Below are 16,018 nucleotides of genomic sequence, written 5' to 3'. Positions count from 1 at the left end.
CAATATGCGAGATGATGACAGGTCGGCGGATGCCCGCTCTGAGCGGGATCGTGGTTCGGATAATTCCCGTAACAATAGGGATCGCGGTGCGCGGCGGGAACGGCGGAGCGGCGGCGGAGCCGGTCGCGAGATGCCGTACCAGATGGGCTCGTTCATGCAGATGCTGCCGTTGCTCCTGGCCATGGGCGGCGGCAATCCCGGACAGCGCATGGTGGGCTTCCAACTGCGGATGGCCATGCTGATGGTCGAGATCTGGATCGACTATCTGGCCGCCATGCAGGACTTCATGGAACGCACCCTGGAGCGCCTCGCCGAGTTCGCCGACAGTGGCGACGCCCAGGATGGTTCCGACGACGGCGACGACTGGTAACGCTCGAGACAGGCAGGGAAGGGCGGTTCAGTGGCGCAGCCGGGGGGTATCGCCATCATCGGAATTGCGTGCCGGTTGCCCGGCGCGTCCGACTGGCGGCAATTCTGGACGAATCTTTGCGACGGCAAGGAATCGCTCACCCGGTTTTCCGACGCCGAATTGCTGGCCGAGGGCGTGCCGCCCGAACAGATCCGTGATCCCCAATACGTCAAGGCCGGCTACGTCCTGGACGGTTACGACGGCTTCGACGCGGGATTTTTCGGCTACGCGCCCGTCGAGGCCCGGCTGATCGACCCGCAGCAGCGCCATCTGCTGGAGGTGTCCTGGGAGGCTTTCGAGGATGCCGGCTATCCCCCGGGTCGGGGGCATGGTCCCGTGGCGGTCTACGCCACCACCGGCACGGTGGTGACCAATTACATGATGAACGCCCTGGCCGACCATCCCGACGCCCATTACGGCGGGACGGCCAGCCTGCTGCATTTCGGCAACGACAAGGATTACGCCTCCACCCGAATTTCCTTCAAGCTGGACCTGAGCGGTCCCAGCCTGAACGTGCAGGCGGCGTGCTCCACCTCGCTGGTGATGGTCGATCTGGCCGCCAAGGCCATCCGCGACGGCGACTGCACCATGGCGCTGGCGGCGGCGGCCACTGTCCGGGTTCCCAACCGGGCCGGCTATCTGGCGGTCAAGGGCTCCATCTTCTCGCCCGACGGCCATATCCGCACCTTCGACGCCGAGGCCGGCGGGACGGCGTTCAGTTCCGGCGTGGTGGCGGTGCTGATGAAGGATCTGGGCCGGGCCATCGACGACGGCGACAACATCTACGCCGTCATCCGGGGCTCGGGCGTCAACAACGACGGCGGCCGCAAGACCAGCTACACCGTGACCAGCGTCGAGGCCCAGGCCGAGGTGATGACCCGGGCCCTGGCCCAGGCGGGATTCGCGCCGGCCACCATCGGTTACGTGGAATGCCACGGAACCGGCACCTCGGTGGGCGATCCCAAGGAATTGTCGGCGCTGAAGCGCGCCTTTCCCGGGGCGGGAACCGGGACCTGCCCCATCGGCTCGGCCAAGCCCAATGTCGGCCACGCGGAAAACGCCTCCGGGCTGGTGTCGCTGGTCAAGACGGCCCTGATGCTGAGGGACGGCGTGGTGCCGCCCAACGTCAATTTCAAAACCCCCAATCCCCTGATGAAGCTCGAGACCTCGCCGTTCCTCGTCAATACGGACAAGCGGCCCTGGCGCCCCGAGGCGCAGCCGCGCCGCGCCCTGGTCAACGCCCTGGGCATGGGCGGCACCAACGCCGCCATCGCCGTCGAGGAGGCTCCCGCCACCGCGCCCCGGCCCGACCGCCCCCATCGGCCGGTCCATCTCTTCCTGCTGTCGGCGCGGACGGCCCCGGCGCTGGACGCCCTGGTGGCCCGCCACCGGCGGATGCTGGAGGCCGGGCCGCCGCCGGATCTGGGGGACATGTGCCACACCCTGGCGGCGGGCCGGGTGCATTTCGCCCACCGTCTCGCCCTTGCCGTGGAGTCCGTGGCCGACCTGCGGGCCAGACTGGCGGCGTGGCGGGCCGAGGCGGCCGGGCGGGTCCCCGACACGCCCAGGCGCGTCGCCTTCCTCTACAGCGGCCAGGGCTCGCAATTCGCCGGCATGGGCCGCGCCCTCCACCAGTCCGAACCGGCCTTCCGCGAGGCGCTGGACCGGGTGGCGTCGGCCATGGCCCCCCATCTCGGCCGTTCCGTCCTGGACCTCCTGTTCGCGGAGGGAGACGCCATCCACCGGACCGAGAACACCCAGCCGGCGCTGTTCGCCGTGCAGGTGGCGCTGGCCGATTGCCTGGGAACCTGGGGCATCCGGCCCATGGCGGTGGCCGGTCATTCCATCGGCGAGTTCGCCGCCGCCCATTTGGCCGGGGCGCTGTCGCTGGATCAGGCCGCCCGCCTGGTCTGCGAGCGTGGCCGCCTGATGGGGGCGCTGCCCCAAGGCGGCGCCATGGCGGCGGTGTTCGCAGACGAAGCCACTTTGCGGGCCGCCCTGGGGGACGCGCCGGTCGATGTGGCGGCGGTCAACGGGCCGCGCAACACGGTGATCTCGGGCGAGGCCGACGACGTCGAACGCATCCTGGCGGCCCTCGAACGGGACGGCATCGCCGCCCGGCGGCTGACCGTGTCGCACGCCTTCCATTCCGCCCTGATGGCCCCCGCCCTGGACGGGCTGGCCCGGGCCGCCGAGGGGAGCGGAACGCGGCCGGGAAGCATATCCTGGATATCCACCCTGACCGGTCAGTCGATGAACGCGGCGCCCACCGGCGAATACTGGTGCCGTCAGGCCCGCGAGGCGGTGCGCTTCGCCGATTCCGTCCGCACCCTGGATGCCATGGGCATTACCGAATACGTGGAGATCGGGCCGGGCGGCGGCCTGCTCGCCCTGGCGCGCGACGGCGTGCCCGACGGCGACCATGGCTGGCTGACCACCCTCGGCAAGGGCGATGACGAGTGCCGTTCGCTGATGGAATGCGTGGCGGGTCTGCACCGTCGCGGCCCGCCGGTGAACTGGGCGCGGTTCAACGGCCCGTTCCAGCCCCGCCGGCTGTCCTTGCCCGTCTATCCCTTCCAGCACGAGCGGTTCTGGCAGGAGGTGGAGGAGCGCCGCCCGGTACGTGCCGCCGGCACCGGTCTGGTGGGCCATCACCGGCCGTCACCCTTGGCCGTGCAGCAATTCGAGGCGGTCTATGGCAGCGCCCGGCTGCCCTGGCTGGCCGACCACCGGGTGCACGATTCCATCGTCCTGCCCGCCGCCGCCGGTCTGGCGGCGGCCCTGGGAGCGGCGCGGCACAGCCTGGGCGAGACCGAGTTGGAGGTGGTGGACTTCACCCAGGGCGAGGCCCTGGTGCTGGCCGACGACGAGGAGCGCCCCACCTGCCTGCTGCTGGAGCCCGACGGCGGCGGCCAGGCCCGCTTCACCCTGACCAGCCAGGGGAACGGAACCTGGCGGACCCACATGGAGGGAACCGTCCGGCAGGCTCCGCCGGAACCGGCCCGGCGCAACGGCTTCGACGCCAAGCGGATACAGCGGCGCTGCGCCGTCTCCGTGAAGGCCTCGGCCTATTACGCCGGCATGAAGAGCCTGGGGCTGGGCCATGGGGCGGCGTTCCGGGGCATCGAAAGCCTGTGGCGCGGCGAGGGCGAGGCCCTGGCCCGCATCCGCCTTCCCGACGGCGTGGCCCTGTCCGGAGGCGAGGACGGCCCGCCGCCGGCCCTGCTCGACGCCTGTCTGCATCTCTATCCGGCGGTGATCGACGCGTTGGGCGATTTCAGCCGCCCGCCGCCCGCCGACGCCGCCATGCCGCTGCCGGTCGCCATCGAGCGTTTCCGCATGGCGTCCGCTCCGGCGCGCGAGCTGTGGTGCCATGTGAAGCGGCGTCCCCCCAACGGCCATGCCGACCGGACCGTCGTCGACATCGAGGCCCGCGACCTGGACGGCAAGCTGGTTCTGGGCTTCGACGGCGTCACGGTGGAGCCGTTGCCGGCCGACCAGTTCCGCCCGGCGGCGGGTGGACGGGAGGAGCGCTGGCTCCATGAACTGCGCTGGGAGAATGCCGGCGTGTCGGCGGCGACCGGGACCGGCCCGGCCGTCTGGCTGCTGCTGGGTGGCGGCGAGGAACGCGCGGTCCTGGCGGCGGCCCTGGAGGCCGAGGGCGGGCAGGTGGCCTCGGCCGATGTTCCCCAATCGTCGGACCTCATGGCCGAATTGCTGCGCTCGGCCGCTGTCCGGGCGGCAGGAGGCATGGTCGGCATCCTCTATCTCGGCGGGCTCGACGCCGCCGGGGCCGACCCTTCCGACGAGGCGGCCCAACAGCGGGCCTTGGGCGGCGCCCTGATCCTGGCCCGGGCCATGGCCGCCGAGCGGGAAGGCTTCGCCGGCGGCCTGCGGCTGTGGCTGCTGACCCGCAACGCGGCGGCCGTGGCCGATGACGATCCGGCGGCCGATGTCCTGCAGGCCGGATTGTGGGGCTTCGGCCGCTCCCTGGCCGTGGAGATGCCGCTTCTGTGGGGCGGGCTGATCGACCTGGAGGCCGGCGGCGACGGACCAGCTGAGGCCCGGCTGGTGGCGGCAAGGCTGCGGCGGCCCGACGGCGAGCCCCAGTTCGCCTTCCGCCGGGGCGCGCGGCTGGTGGCGCGGCTGGCCGAGGCCGCTTGCGTCGTCCCGCCCTCCACCCCGCCCGAGGGGGGAGTCTACATCGTCACCGGCGGCCTGGGAGCCATCGGCCGGCGGGTGGCGGAATGGCTGGCGCGGCGCCGCAAGGCCGAAATGCTGGTCCTGGTCGGCCGCCAGGGCCGCAAGGCGCCCGATTCCGCCGCCATCGTCCAGGCCATCGAGGCCGTCGGCTCCAAGGTGCTGGTGGTCAAGGCCGACATGGGCAGCAAGGCCGACGTGCGCCGCCTGATGCGCCGGGTGTCCGAACTGGGCCTGCCGCTGCGCGGCATCTACCACGCGGCCGGATCGCTGGACGACGCCATGGTCGGGTCCATGGACTGGCCCCGGTTCCGGCGCGTCCTGGCGCCCAAGCTGGACGGGGCGTGGTGGCTGCACGAGATGAGCCGCGACGCCGCCCCCGGGGATTTCGTCCTGTTCTCCTCGGTGCTCAGCCTGTTCGGTTCGGCCGGTCAGGCCAATTACACCGCCGCCAACGCCTGTCTCGACGCCCTGGCCGCCCATCGCCGCCGTCTCGGCCTGCCCGCCCTGGTGGTCAACTGGGGGCCGTGGGCGGAAGCCGGCATGGCCAGCGGGCTGGACGAGCGGACCCAGGCGGCATGGCAGGCGCGCGGCCTGCGTTTCATCTCGTCCGATCTGGGCGGACAGGCCTTCGACCGGCTGTTCGACGGCGGGGTGGGGCAGGCGGCGGTGGCCCCCATCGACTGGCCGTCCTTCCTGGGCCAGTTCGCCCGGCCGCCGGCCCTGTTCGCCCATTTCCAGGGCGGGGCCGCCGCCGGATTGGCCTCGGACATCGTGGATCTGCGCGCCAGCCTGACCTCGGACGATCCCGGCCGGCGGCGAGGGGCGCTGTCGGCCTTCCTGCGGCGGCAGGTGACCTCCACCCTGGGCCTCGCCGAGCCCATCGAGACCAGCCGGCCGCTGCGCGAGGTGGGGCTCGACTCGCTGATGGCGGTGACCCTGATCAACCGGGTGGAAGCCGCCATCGGGCTGCGCATTCCCGCCTTCAACCTGATCCGCGGTCCCAGCATCGACCAGCTGATCGACGATCTGTGGCCCGACACCGCCGGCGCGCCGGCCCCCGTACCGCGGGAAGGGCAAGCCGTCGAGGCGGTGGCCGGCGGTTCCTGGCTGGTGGGGATCGTCTCGCCCGAACGGCCGCGGAGCCGCCTGTTCTGCTTCCCCTTCGCCGGCGGCGGGTCGGCCACCTTCCGGGGCTGGGGGGCGGCCATGGATTCCTCGGTGGAGGTGATCGCCATCGAGCCGCCCGGCCGCCTGACCCGCATCGGCGAGGAGCCGGAGCACGACCTGGGCCGCTGGGTGGACCGGCTGCTGGAGGAGATGGGCGGCAAGCTCGACCTGCCCTTCGCCTTCTTCGGCCATTGCCTGGGCAGCCTGACCCTCTACGAGACCACCTGCCGCCTGATGGACCGGGCCGGACTCAAGCCCTCGCACCTGTTCTGCTCGGGTGCCCGGCCCCCGGACCGCCTGAAGTCCATCGGCTCGTTCGAGACCAGCCTGATGCGGCGTCTGGCCCGCATGCCCGGCTACCGCGCCGATCTGCCCCCCTATCGCCAGCCGGGGCCGATCTTCGCCGAGATCGTGCGGCACTTCGACATCGCCGCCAGCGAGCATCTGCTGGTGGACCCCGACCTGCGGCGCCTGATGCTGCCGGCGGTGCGCGCCGATTTCGAGATGGCCAGCACCTATGAATACCGGCGACGGCGGCCGCTGGACGTTCCCATCACCTGCTTCGTCGCCATCGGCGACATCTTCGTCTCGCGCGAGGATATCCTCGGCTGGGGACGCTTTACAAATAGGCAGTTGCAGGTTTTGATGCGTGAAGGCACGCACTACTCCATCATTGAGGACGAGGCTTTCATACAAAGGGTTATTTCGCGGGAATTGTCCCGGCCGGCTTCGTGACCGAAAGTCGTGAACGCGAGGAGGAAGAGCATGGCAAACTTGCCTAAGATGGCTTTGGTTCTGGGCGGCGGCGCCCCCAACTGCACATTGATGACGGGCGCCATGCTGGCGTTCGAGGAAGCCGGCGTGAAATTCGACGTGATCTCGGGGGCGGGCGGCGGCGGCTGCATGGCGCTGCTCTACGCCGCGCCGGCCAACGGCATGACGCGGCAGGAATCCCTGCGCAATTCCATCAATCTCAGCGTGTCGGATTCCATCTTCAAGTTCATCCCGGTGAACTACAAGGTGTTCGTCAAGGGCAGCCGCATCGCCGAGACCTATCGCAACCTGCTGACCAAGCTGCCCTATTACGAGAAGGTCGTGGACCAGCTGGGCATGACCAAGGGCAAGAAGCTGATCAGCGACCTGATCCAGCTGATCTGGGCCATCACCACGCCCAGCACCACCACCTTCTTCTCCAGCGGCATGTGCTCGCACGCGCCCCTGCTGGAGCAGTTCATCGATTTCTCGAAGATCAAGGATTACGAGGAAGAGGTCTACATCAACGCCTATTCCGTCGCCGACCAGAAGGTGGTGACCTACGGCAAGAACGAGATCAATTTCGAGACCTTCGCCGCCTCGCTGGGCTATCCCTTCATCTATGAGGCCACCACGGTGGACGGCATCTACTTCATGGAAGGCGGCGCGGTCGACACCTACAATTTCAGCGGCCTCTTACGCACCGACGAGGATATCCGCACCCTGGTGGTGCTGGACGCCTTCGGCAACCAGCAATACATCCAGCGCCCCAAGAACCTGTTCCAGGCCTATTCCCAGTCCATGATCCTGCCGCTGGTCGAGGTCTGCCGGAAGGACCTGATGCTGTTCGAGCACTACTACCTGAAGGAATGGAACGCCGCCCATCCCAAGAAGGAAGTGGAACTGGTGAAGATCAAGTTCGACATTCCCCCCGACTGGCTGCCCGCCGCCCTGGACTGGTCGACCACCAACATGGAGCGGATGTTCGAGCTGGGCTACGAGACGGCCAGGAAGCACATCGCCGAGTACGGTGTCGATCTCGGCCGGACCATTACCTAGGGAGGTCTTTGCATGGATGGGTCCGAGGTGGCGTTCGAGCCACGGCTGGCGCTCGAGGCCATGCTGCTCAGTCGCGAGTGCGACCGGCGCGAAGCCATCCTCGTCCGCCAGGGAAAGGCGCCGTTCCACGTGTCGTCGGTGGGGCACGAATCCCTGGCGGCCCTGGCCCAGCTGATCGGGCCGGGCGACCGGATCTTCCCCCATTACCGCGACAAGGCGCTGATGCTGGCGCTGGGCACGCCGGTGCGCGAACTGGCGCGCCTGCTGCTGGGCAAGGCGGCGTCGCTGGCCAACGGCCGCCAGATGCCCGGGCATTTCGGCGATGCCGGCCGGAACGTGTGGAGCGCGCTGTCTCCCGTCGCCCACCACCTGCTGCCGGCCTGCGGCTTCGCCTGGGCCATGCGGCGCCAGGGACTGGCCCACGTGGCGGTGGCCCTGACCGGCGAGGCGTCGTGCCGCCAGGGCGAGTTCTTCGAGGCGGTGGCCTTCGCCGTCGAACGTCAACTACCAGTGCTGTTCGTGGTCGAGGACAACGGATTCGGCATCAGCACGCCCACCGACCGCCTCAATCCCCTGGCGCTCGGCCTGCTGGACGGCGTGCCGGTGACCCGGGCCGACGGGCGCGACCCCGAGGCGCTGTTTCATGCGGCGCGGCGGGTGATGGACGGGGTGCGCGGAGGAAGCGGACCGGCCATCCTGTGGTGCGAGCTGGACCGGCTGGAGGGGCATTCCAGCTTCGACGACCAGCGCGGCTATCTGCCGGAAGAGGCCATCCGCGCCAAGTGGGACAGGGATCCCGTCGCCGCCTTCGCCGGCCGGGCCGCCCCCGAGGCCGAGGTGACGGCGCTGCGCCAGCGTCTGGCCGATGAGGTCTACGCCACCTTCCAGGAGGTGCTGGAGGAACCCGATCCGGTGCCGCTGGCGGCGCTGGACGACCGCCTGGGGCCGGTCTCCCGGCCTTCGCCGTTCCGCCTGCCCGAGGATTACGCCGAGAAACGGTGGAGTCTGTCCCGTGCGGTGGGCGTGGCGCTGACCGCCATCTTCGAGCACCAGCCCGACACCCTGCTGTTCGGCGAGGACGTGGACGATCCCAAGGGGGGGGTGTTCGGCCTGACCCGGGGGCTGTCCACCCGCTTTCCCGGCCGCGTCCACAATTCTCCGCTGGCCGAGGCGACCATCGCCGGAGTGGCGGCGGGACTGGCCGGAGCCGGAATCCGCCCGTTCCTGGAAATGCAGTTCGTGGATTTCTGCGGCCCGGCCATGAGCCAGATCGTCAACGACCTGGCGACGCTGCGCTGGCGCTCGGCCGGGGCCTGGACCTGCCCGGCGGTGATCTATGCCCCCTATGGCGGCTACGTGGCCGGGGCGGGCATGTGGCACAGCCAGGCCTGCGAGGCGTCGTTCACTCAGGTCCCCGGCCTCAGGGTGGCGGTGCCCAGCACGCCCGCCGACGCCGTGGGGCTGTTCTGGGCGGCGGCCCATGCCGAGGACCCCACGGTCATCCTGCTGCCCAAGCGGCTGTTCCAGGTCTCGGAGCCGGTGCCGGCCGAGATTCCCGCCATCGCCTTCGGAACGGCGGCGCTGCTTCGCCAGGGCGACGACCTCACCGTGGTGTGCTGGGGCAACACCGTGCGGGTGGTCCAGGAGGCGCTCCGCCGGCCCGAGGCGGCGGCGGCGTCGGTGGAGGTGTTCGACCTGCGCAGTCTGGTTCCCTGGGACCGGGGGGCGATCCTCGCCTCGGTGGCCAGGACCGGACGGCTGCTGGTGGTCCAGGAGGACAATGTGAGCGGCGGCGTCGGCCAGACCATCGTCGCCGAGGCCTGCGCCGATCCCGTCACCTGGAAAAGCCTGCAGGCTCCCCCCTTGATCCTGGGGCGTCCGGACGTGCATATCGGATTTTCCGGGGTGTACGGCGAGTCCTACCTGCCCCAGCCGCAAGCCGTCGCGCAAGCAATCCGCGACATGACAGGAGCCCCGTGATGATCAAGGTTCTGGCCGTTCCGTCCTACGGCTACAATGTGGAGAAGGTGTCCATTACCCGCCTGTTGAAGGAGCCGGGCGAGGATTTCGCCCTGGACGAGCCCCTGTACGAGCTGGAAACCGAGAAGGTCGCCCAGGAGGTGGAGGCCCCCTTCGCCGCGCGGCTGGTGCGCTGGTGGGTGGCCGAGGGCGACGTGGTCCCGGTCGGCGCCCCGGTGGCGGATGTGGAGGTCGAGGACTAGAGTCTGTCCGAAGCATCTCCGTCGGCGGCATCATTCTTTCGTCCCCGTTTGACATAGGGTTTGACCTGCGAGGCGGCGATCAGACGCACCTCGTGACCCAACTTGACCAGCGCCCGCCCCCAATAGTGAGCGGAGGCGCACGCCTCCATCCCCACAACACACCGGGAAAGGCTGGAAAAAAACTTGATGACTTCCGACCGGCGCAACTGGCGCCGGAGCGTCACGGCTCCTGCACTATCCACCCCGTGAACCTGGAAAACCCGCTTCGCCAGATCCAAACCAACCGTGATAATCTCTGCCATGGACGGCCCCCTTCGAATGGTGTGTCTCGACAACCACCATCTTGGCGCATTGCGACGCCGGTGAGCAGGGGCCGTCCACCCCATCATTTCAGGTGCGTCGTGCCCGGACTTGTTCCGGGCATCCACGCCCATCCGCCGGGACTATTGTTTCATGAGGCATTCCAGCGGATCCGCGTGGATGGCCGGGACGATGCCCGGCCATGACGGTGAGGTTGGGCGGGGCGATCAGGTTTAATTGCCTGGGTGCTGGCGGACGGTTTTTTCACCACCAAGACACCAAGGACACCAAGAGGACATTCCAGGTGCGTCGTGCCCGGACTTGTTCCGGGCATCCACGCCCGTCCGCAGGGACTATTGTTTCATAAGGCATTCCAGCGGATCCGCGTGGATGGCCGGGACGATGCCCGGCCATGACGGTGAGGTTGGGCGGGGCGATCTCAAACCAAGCCTGGGCAAGGCAAGAGACCAGTGCTGGCCGAATTGAACCGGACACCCTCGGGTCAAGCCCGAGGGTGACGAAATAGCAAATCGAATCAGGGCCGGGTGCCGGCGGCCATGGTCCGGAACAGGGGAATGTCCACCTCGCGGTCGTGGCGGTCCAGTTCCTTGTGGAAATGCTCGATGCGCTCGCGGGCCGAGTTGGGGTCCTTGTCCCGGATGGCTTCGCGGACCGGCACCAGCAGGCTCAGCAGGCGGAGATGGTCGTCCTTCAGGCGGGCGACGGCCTCGGGGCCGAAGCGGGCCGCCAGTTGCTCCTCCATGCGGAAATGGATGCGCATGCGGTCGTGCAGCACGTCCACCGCCTCGTCGGCCAGTCCCAGGCCGGGGTCGTTGCGGACGACCGCCGTCATGGATGCGATCATCTGATGAAGCTTCTGGTGCTCGGTATCGATGGCCGGGTCACCGCTCTTCCACTGCTCCTCGATCCACGTCGCCATGCCAGCCCCTTTTTCCTGCCCGCGTCAAGGATGTGGGGATATGGCCGGAATTGTTCCAGGGCTGAAGATCAGCCGCAGCGCACGCCGGTGCCGCCCAGGCCGCAATAGCCGCCGGGAGTCTTGGCCAGGTATTGCTGGTGGTAGCCTTCCGCCCAGTAGAAGGGGGCGGCCGGAATGATCTCGGTGGTGATGGCGCCGAACCCGGCGCGGCGCAGCGCCTCGCCATAGGCCTGGCGCGAGGATTCCGCCGCCTCGCGCTGTTGGGGCGTGGTCCAGTAGATGGCCGAGCGGTACTGGGTGCCGATGTCGTTGCCCTGGCGCATGCCCTGGGTGGGGTTGTGGCCCTCCCAGAACAGCCGCAGCAGGGCGGCATAGGACAGCTCGGCCGGATCGAAGGCCACCATCACCGCCTCGGCGTGGCCGGTGCGGGCGGTGCAGACCTCCTCGTAACTGGGATTCTCGGTGAAGCCGCCGGTATAGCCCACCGAGGTGGAATAGACGCCATGGTTCTTCCAGAACAGCCGCTCGGCCCCCCAGAAGCAGCCCATGGCGAAGATCGCCACCTCCATGCCCACCGGGAAGGGAGGCTTCAGGTGGGTGTCGAGCACGTAATGGCGCTCGGGGATGTGAACTTCGCTGGCGCGGCCGGGCAGGGCCTGCTCGGCCGTGACCATCACCGTCTTGCTGGGGCCCCAAAGCGACATGGGTGTGACTCCGCCGTTAAACCATTCCCCCCTATATGGGGTCCGCCGTTCACCGTAGCGAGATGGCGGCAAGCGCCAGGGCGGCGACGATGGCCAGCGCGCCCAGGAAGATGTCGCGCTGGCGGCGCTTGGCGCGGTCCTTCTCCTCCAGGCGGCGCTGCAGCCAGCGGGTGGTGACCTCGACCGCCGCCGCGCCGGCGAAGTCGCTGAACACGCCCTGCACAGCCGAGGGTTCGAACATCCCGTCGTTGAACTCGTGGATGGTGAACAGGCACCACTCGCCCTCGTACTCCACCTGGCAGACCCAATCCTGCAGCACCCAGCGGTCCAGCACCTTGCGGATGGGGCGCTCGGCCTCCTGGTGGTGGAACGAGAACTGGAAGCCCTCGACGGAGGCGATGCGGGACTCGGCCATGGCGGCTCCTCAATGAAACGGGCGGCTGGCGAAAATAACGGAAGAACTACTGGATGTAATAATTGTTTCACCCCGGCGGCACAAGCCCTTGCGTTATAGGATAGTCATGGACGGCTACGAAACCTCAGCAGTCGAAGGTCGGCGTGTTGTGCCGAAGCAGCCCGAAAGGGGCGCTTCCGATCCGTCTTCCGTCTCAATTCCATTATCCGCAATCAGACGAGGTGAGTCATGACCCACCAGATGACGACCGTCCATGCCCTGAACCCGGCCGCCTCCGACGGGCTGGAGGTGCGCCTCGCCGAGACACGCGCCGAGGTGGCCGCCGCCCAGCGCATCCGCTACCGGGTGTTCTACGAGGAGATGGGGGCGAAGCCCAGCGCCGCCATGCAGGCGCTGGAACAGGATTTCGACGATTACGACCGCCATTGCGACCACCTTCTGGTCCTGGCCGAGGGCGAGGTGGTGGGCACCTACCGCCTGATCCGCCGCCGGGCGGCCGAGGCGGTGGGCCGCTTCTATTCGGCGGGCGAGTTCGACATCAGCCCCTTCCTGGCTGTCGAGGGTGAAATCCTCGAACTGGGCCGCTCGTGCGTCGATGCCCGCTGGCGCCACCGCGGCACGCTGCAGGCCCTGTGGCAGGGACTGGCCGCCTACATGGTGGAGAACGACATCCGCCTGCTGTTCGGCTGCGGCAGCCTGCCCGGCACCGATCCCGAGGTGCTGGCCCCCCAGCTGGCTTACCTGCGCGACAACCACCTGGCGCCGCCCGCCTTGCGCGGCCGGGCGCTGGACAGCGCCGAGAGGGTGGACTTCGCCGCCATCGACGCGGCCTGGGAGGCGCGCCGGGTCCTGGCCTCGCTGCCGCCGCTGCTCAAGGGCTATCTGCGCCTGGGCGGCGTGATCGGCGACGGCGCGGTGATCGACCGGCCGTTCAACACCACCGACGTGCTGGTGGTGGTCAACGCCGCCGACATCGCCGGGCGCTACGTGAAGCGCTTCAGCGCTTGATGGCGGCTTTCAGCGCGGCCAGCAGGCGGGCGGGCTCCACCGGTTTGGAGACATAGTCGTCCATGCCGGCCTCCAGGCAAAGGGCGGCGTCGCCGTCCAGCACGTCGGCGGTCATGGCGATGATGGGAGTGGCGGCCACGGGGCCGGACATGGCGCGGATGCGGCGTGTCGCCTCCAGCCCGTCGATGCCCGGCATGTGGACGTCCATCAGCACCACGTCGAAGGGCTGGCGCCCCAGGGCGGCGATGGCCTCGGCGCCGTCATGGGCCAGGGTGACGCGCTGGCCCCAGCGCTTCAGCAGGGCGGTGGTCAGCTTCTGATTGACCGGGTTGTCCTCGGCCACCAGCACCGACAGCGGCGGCAGGCCGGTGTCGTCCCCTTCCGCCGGGGCGGCGGCCCGCTCCGCCGGAGCGGCGGCCAGGGGCAGGGTGAAATGGAAGGTGGTGCCCTCGCCCGGAACGCTGTCGAAGCCGATCTCGCCGCCCATCATCTCCACCAGCTTCTTGCAGATGGACAGCCCCAGCCCAGTGCCGCCGAAGCGCCGGGTGATGGAGGAATCCGCCTGGACGAATTCGGCGAACAGGGCGGGGGCGGCGGCGGGCTCGATGCCGATGCCGGTATCGCTCACCTCGAAGCGCAGATGGCCGGGCCCGGCCTCGGCCGAAAGCACCACGCCGCCCCGTTCGGTGAACTTGACGGCATTGCCCAGCAGATTGGTCAGCACCTGGCGCAGGCGGGTGGGGTCGCCCACCGTCATGCGCGGCACGCCCTCGGCCACGAGCAGACGCAGGGTCAGGCCCTTGTCGGCGGCGGCGCCCCGCATCAGCGCCATCATCTCGTCCAGCAGGCGGTGGAGATCGAAGGATGTGGTCTCCGGCCGCATCTGCCCGGCCTCCAGCTTGGAGAAGTCCAGGATGTCGTTGATGATGGCCAGCAGGGCGCGGGCCGAGGACTGGGCGGTCTCCAGGTGGTCCTTCTGCTCGGTGGTCAGCGGTGATCCGGTCAGCAGGTGCAGCATGCCCAGCACCCCGTTCATGGGGGTGCGGATCTCGTGGCTCATGGTGGCGAGGAAGTTGGCCTTGACCCGGGCCATCTCCTCGGCCTTGTCCTTGGCGTGGATCAGCATGCGCTCGGCGCGCTTGCGGTCGGTGATGTCGGTGTAGGTGGTGACGAAGCCGCCGCCGGGCAAAGGCGTGCCCCGCACCTCGATCACCGTGCCGTCGGGGCGCTCGCGCTCGAAGCAATGGGCGGTGAAGTTGCGGGCCTTTTCCACCCGCTCGGCCACCAGCGCCTCGACCTCGCCGGGGCCGTACTCGCCGCGCAGCGCGTTGTAGCGCATGAAATCGGCGAACACCGTCCGGGGGTGGACCAGGCTGGCCGGAAAGTCCAGCATCTCGAGGAAGCGGTTGTTGCACAGAATCAGGTTCAGGTCGCGGTCGAACACCGTGAAGCCCTGGCCGAACTCCTCCACCGCCTCGATCAGGTGGCGCCACTTGAACTCGGCCGACCCAGCTCCGTGATGCATGCTCAGCTTCCCCGTTCGCGCAACGGCAGCATAGGCCAAATTCCACCCCGGCGAAAGTCGCATGCAAGGGGAAGGTTCGGGCCATACCTTGTAACTATTGCGAGATGTTGCGCCGCAGGATACCGTTCTTCCCGTGCCAACGGGGCGCGGCGGTCAAGGGGGCGAAGATGGCGATCAAGCGGGCGATCTGTCTTGCGGGCGGCGGCCCGGCGGTCGGTCTTTCCATCGGCGCGCTGGAGCGCCTGCACCGGGAGCCGGACATCCGCTTCGACGTGTGGAGCCTGGCCTGCATCGGCGCCTGGCTGGGCATCGTCTGGAACCAGGCCGCGCCGGGCAAGGAGGTGGAGACCTCGGTGGACTTCTTCCGCGGCATCTTCAGGCCCGACGACGTCTACGACAAGTTTCCGGTGGCGGCCGCCTTCGCGCCCGATTTCGAGGCGGCGACCGAGAACACCCTGAACTTCGTGCTGGATTCCAACAGCTACCGCAATCTGGTGATCCCCGAGGCCATCAAGGAGGCGTCCGAGGAAATCGTCGCCTTCGCCAGGGACCCCGGCAAGTGGTCCCAGGCCAATTTCAACGCCCTGATCCTCAATCAGGTGCTGGCGGTCAACCCGGTGTCCCGCTTCATGACCAGCCTGATGTACAAGAGCGCCACCAAGGGGCTGTCGCGGGTGTTCTATCCCGACAGCGCCTTCTTGCAGCAGATCGACTTCAAGGCGCTGTACCAGCCGGGCCGCCCGGTGCTCTACCACAATTCCTACAACCTGACCGACCAGCGGCTGGAACTGTTCAGCAACAAGGATTCCAAGTACCAGCCCATCTCGGCCGAGACCCTGTGCGCCTGCTCGGCCCTGCCCTACATCGAGGAGCCGGTCACCATGAACGGCAAGGTCTATTGCGAGGGCGCCACCATCGACACCGTCAATTTCGAGGATCTGCTGACCAACCACCCCGACCTGGACGAGGTGTGGGTCAGCCGCATTCTCGACCGCAAGCAGATCCGCCGGCCCGAGAACCTCTACGACGCCCTGAACAATCTGGTGATGCTGTTCGCCTCCACCACCAGCGAGGACGACGTGAAGCTGTTCAGGTACCACCTTCAGGAGAGCGGTTCCAAGGTCCGGGTCATCGAGATCCCGGTCGCCCACAACATCAATTACGACTGGAGCTGGTCGAATCTGGACCGCTCCATCGCCGACGGCAAGCTCGCCGCCGACGCGGTGATTCGGGCCTATCGCGGCGGAACCCCGGCTTCTCCGGCGAAACATGCATCAAAGAGAAAGAATAATACGGTGAATGCCTGATTAGAC

11 protein-coding genes and 1 pseudogene are annotated in these 16,018 nt (G+C 68.5%); 7 read left to right on the top strand and 5 right to left on the bottom strand.

Translation table 11 applies throughout. From position 1 onward, the window contains the following. Positions 1 to 130: 130 nt before the first annotated feature. The 5 genes from ACV4UZ_RS20395 to ACV4UZ_RS20375 are packed head-to-tail and all read left to right on the top strand — an operon-like array spanning position 131 to position 9,813. Complete coding sequence (locus tag ACV4UZ_RS20395) at positions 131 to 370, top strand: hypothetical protein (RefSeq protein ID WP_491602621.1); 240 nt, start codon at positions 131 to 133, stop codon at positions 368 to 370. A 30-nt stretch (positions 371 to 400) separates the two neighbouring features. Further along, positions 401 to 6,514: a type I polyketide synthase gene (locus ACV4UZ_RS20390; RefSeq protein WP_491602620.1), complete on the top strand. Its 6,114-nt coding sequence runs from the start codon at positions 401 to 403 to the stop codon at positions 6,512 to 6,514. A 30-nt stretch (positions 6,515 to 6,544) separates the two neighbouring features. Then, positions 6,545 to 7,591 carry a patatin-like phospholipase family protein gene (locus ACV4UZ_RS20385; RefSeq protein ID WP_491602619.1) on the top strand — a complete coding sequence of 349 codons (1,047 nt, stop codon included), beginning with the start codon at positions 6,545 to 6,547 and terminating at the stop codon, positions 7,589 to 7,591. A gap of 12 nt (positions 7,592 to 7,603) precedes the next feature. After that, positions 7,604 to 9,571 (top strand): alpha-ketoacid dehydrogenase subunit alpha/beta, encoded by a 1,968-nt coding sequence (locus tag ACV4UZ_RS20380; protein ID WP_491602618.1) that lies wholly within the window; start codon positions 7,604 to 7,606, stop codon positions 9,569 to 9,571. Beyond that, a complete protein-coding gene (locus ACV4UZ_RS20375; RefSeq protein WP_491602617.1) occupies positions 9,571 to 9,813 on the top strand; it encodes a lipoyl domain-containing protein in 243 nt (80 codons plus the stop codon). The genes ACV4UZ_RS20380 and ACV4UZ_RS20375 overlap by 1 nt, the downstream gene beginning before the upstream one ends. A gap of 11 nt (positions 9,814 to 9,824) precedes the next feature. Here ACV4UZ_RS20375 and ACV4UZ_RS20370 read toward each other — a convergent pair. The 4 genes and pseudogenes from ACV4UZ_RS20370 to ACV4UZ_RS20355 form a co-directional block, all read right to left on the bottom strand. Beyond that, a pseudogene (locus tag ACV4UZ_RS20370) lies at positions 9,825 to 10,115 on the bottom strand (IS110 family transposase); the annotation flags it as partial. A 533-nt stretch (positions 10,116 to 10,648) separates the two neighbouring features. Next, entirely contained in the window at positions 10,649 to 11,053 is a 405-nt protein-coding gene (locus ACV4UZ_RS20365; RefSeq protein WP_491602616.1) for a hemerythrin domain-containing protein, read from the bottom strand. Between the two features lie 68 nt (positions 11,054 to 11,121). Next, the gene (gene msrA, locus ACV4UZ_RS20360) at positions 11,122 to 11,757 is read right to left on the bottom strand and encodes a peptide-methionine (S)-S-oxide reductase MsrA (RefSeq protein WP_491602615.1); all 636 of its coding nucleotides are present in this window, start codon (positions 11,755 to 11,757) and stop codon (positions 11,122 to 11,124) included. 49 nt (positions 11,758 to 11,806) lie between these two features. After that, on the bottom strand, positions 11,807 to 12,172 hold the full coding sequence (locus ACV4UZ_RS20355) for a hypothetical protein (protein ID WP_491602614.1): 366 nt from the start codon (positions 12,170 to 12,172) through the stop codon (positions 11,807 to 11,809). Positions 12,173 to 12,400: 228 nt separating this feature from the next. On the opposite strand from ACV4UZ_RS20355, the gene ACV4UZ_RS20350 reads away from it, so the two are divergent. Next, a complete protein-coding gene (locus ACV4UZ_RS20350) occupies positions 12,401 to 13,180 on the top strand; it encodes a GNAT family N-acetyltransferase (RefSeq protein WP_491602613.1) in 780 nt (259 codons plus the stop codon). Here the strand turns inward: ACV4UZ_RS20350 and ACV4UZ_RS20345 are convergent. Then, positions 13,170 to 14,705 carry a PAS-domain containing protein gene (locus ACV4UZ_RS20345; protein WP_491602612.1) on the bottom strand — a complete coding sequence of 512 codons (1,536 nt, stop codon included), beginning with the start codon at positions 14,703 to 14,705 and terminating at the stop codon, positions 13,170 to 13,172. The genes ACV4UZ_RS20350 and ACV4UZ_RS20345 overlap by 11 nt on opposite strands. A 167-nt stretch (positions 14,706 to 14,872) precedes the next feature. Between ACV4UZ_RS20345 and ACV4UZ_RS20340 the strand changes: the two genes are divergently transcribed. After that, the gene (locus tag ACV4UZ_RS20340; RefSeq protein ID WP_491602611.1) at positions 14,873 to 16,012 is read left to right on the top strand and encodes a patatin-like phospholipase family protein; all 1,140 of its coding nucleotides are present in this window, start codon (positions 14,873 to 14,875) and stop codon (positions 16,010 to 16,012) included. Positions 16,013 to 16,018: the final 6 nt, after the last annotated feature.

The sequence above is a fragment of the Paramagnetospirillum sp. genome (genome assembly GCF_058402745.1).
Note: the sequence above shows the minus strand (reverse complement) of the source record. Positions and strands in the feature narration are given on the sequence as shown.

Bases quoted from the DNA above. Each gene is read 5' to 3' on its own strand.
- ACV4UZ_RS20345 (WP_491602612.1), bottom strand. From the start codon at position 14,705: ATGCATCACGGAGCTGGGTCGGCCGAGTTCAAGTGGCGCCACCTGATC.
- ACV4UZ_RS20380 (WP_491602618.1), top strand. From the start codon at position 7,604: ATGGATGGGTCCGAGGTGGCGTTCGAGCCACGGCTGGCGCTCGAGGCC.
- msrA (WP_491602615.1), bottom strand. From the start codon at position 11,757: ATGTCGCTTTGGGGCCCCAGCAAGACGGTGATGGTCACGGCCGAGCAG.
- ACV4UZ_RS20340 (WP_491602611.1), top strand. From the start codon at position 14,873: ATGGCGATCAAGCGGGCGATCTGTCTTGCGGGCGGCGGCCCGGCGGTC.
- ACV4UZ_RS20385 (WP_491602619.1), top strand. From the start codon at position 6,545: ATGGCAAACTTGCCTAAGATGGCTTTGGTTCTGGGCGGCGGCGCCCCC.
- ACV4UZ_RS20350 (WP_491602613.1), top strand. From the start codon at position 12,401: ATGACCCACCAGATGACGACCGTCCATGCCCTGAACCCGGCCGCCTCC.
- ACV4UZ_RS20355 (WP_491602614.1), bottom strand. From the start codon at position 12,172: ATGGCCGAGTCCCGCATCGCCTCCGTCGAGGGCTTCCAGTTCTCGTTC.
- ACV4UZ_RS20365 (WP_491602616.1), bottom strand. From the start codon at position 11,053: ATGGCGACGTGGATCGAGGAGCAGTGGAAGAGCGGTGACCCGGCCATC.
- ACV4UZ_RS20395 (WP_491602621.1), top strand. From the start codon at position 131: ATGCCGTACCAGATGGGCTCGTTCATGCAGATGCTGCCGTTGCTCCTG.
- ACV4UZ_RS20375 (WP_491602617.1), top strand. From the start codon at position 9,571: ATGATCAAGGTTCTGGCCGTTCCGTCCTACGGCTACAATGTGGAGAAG.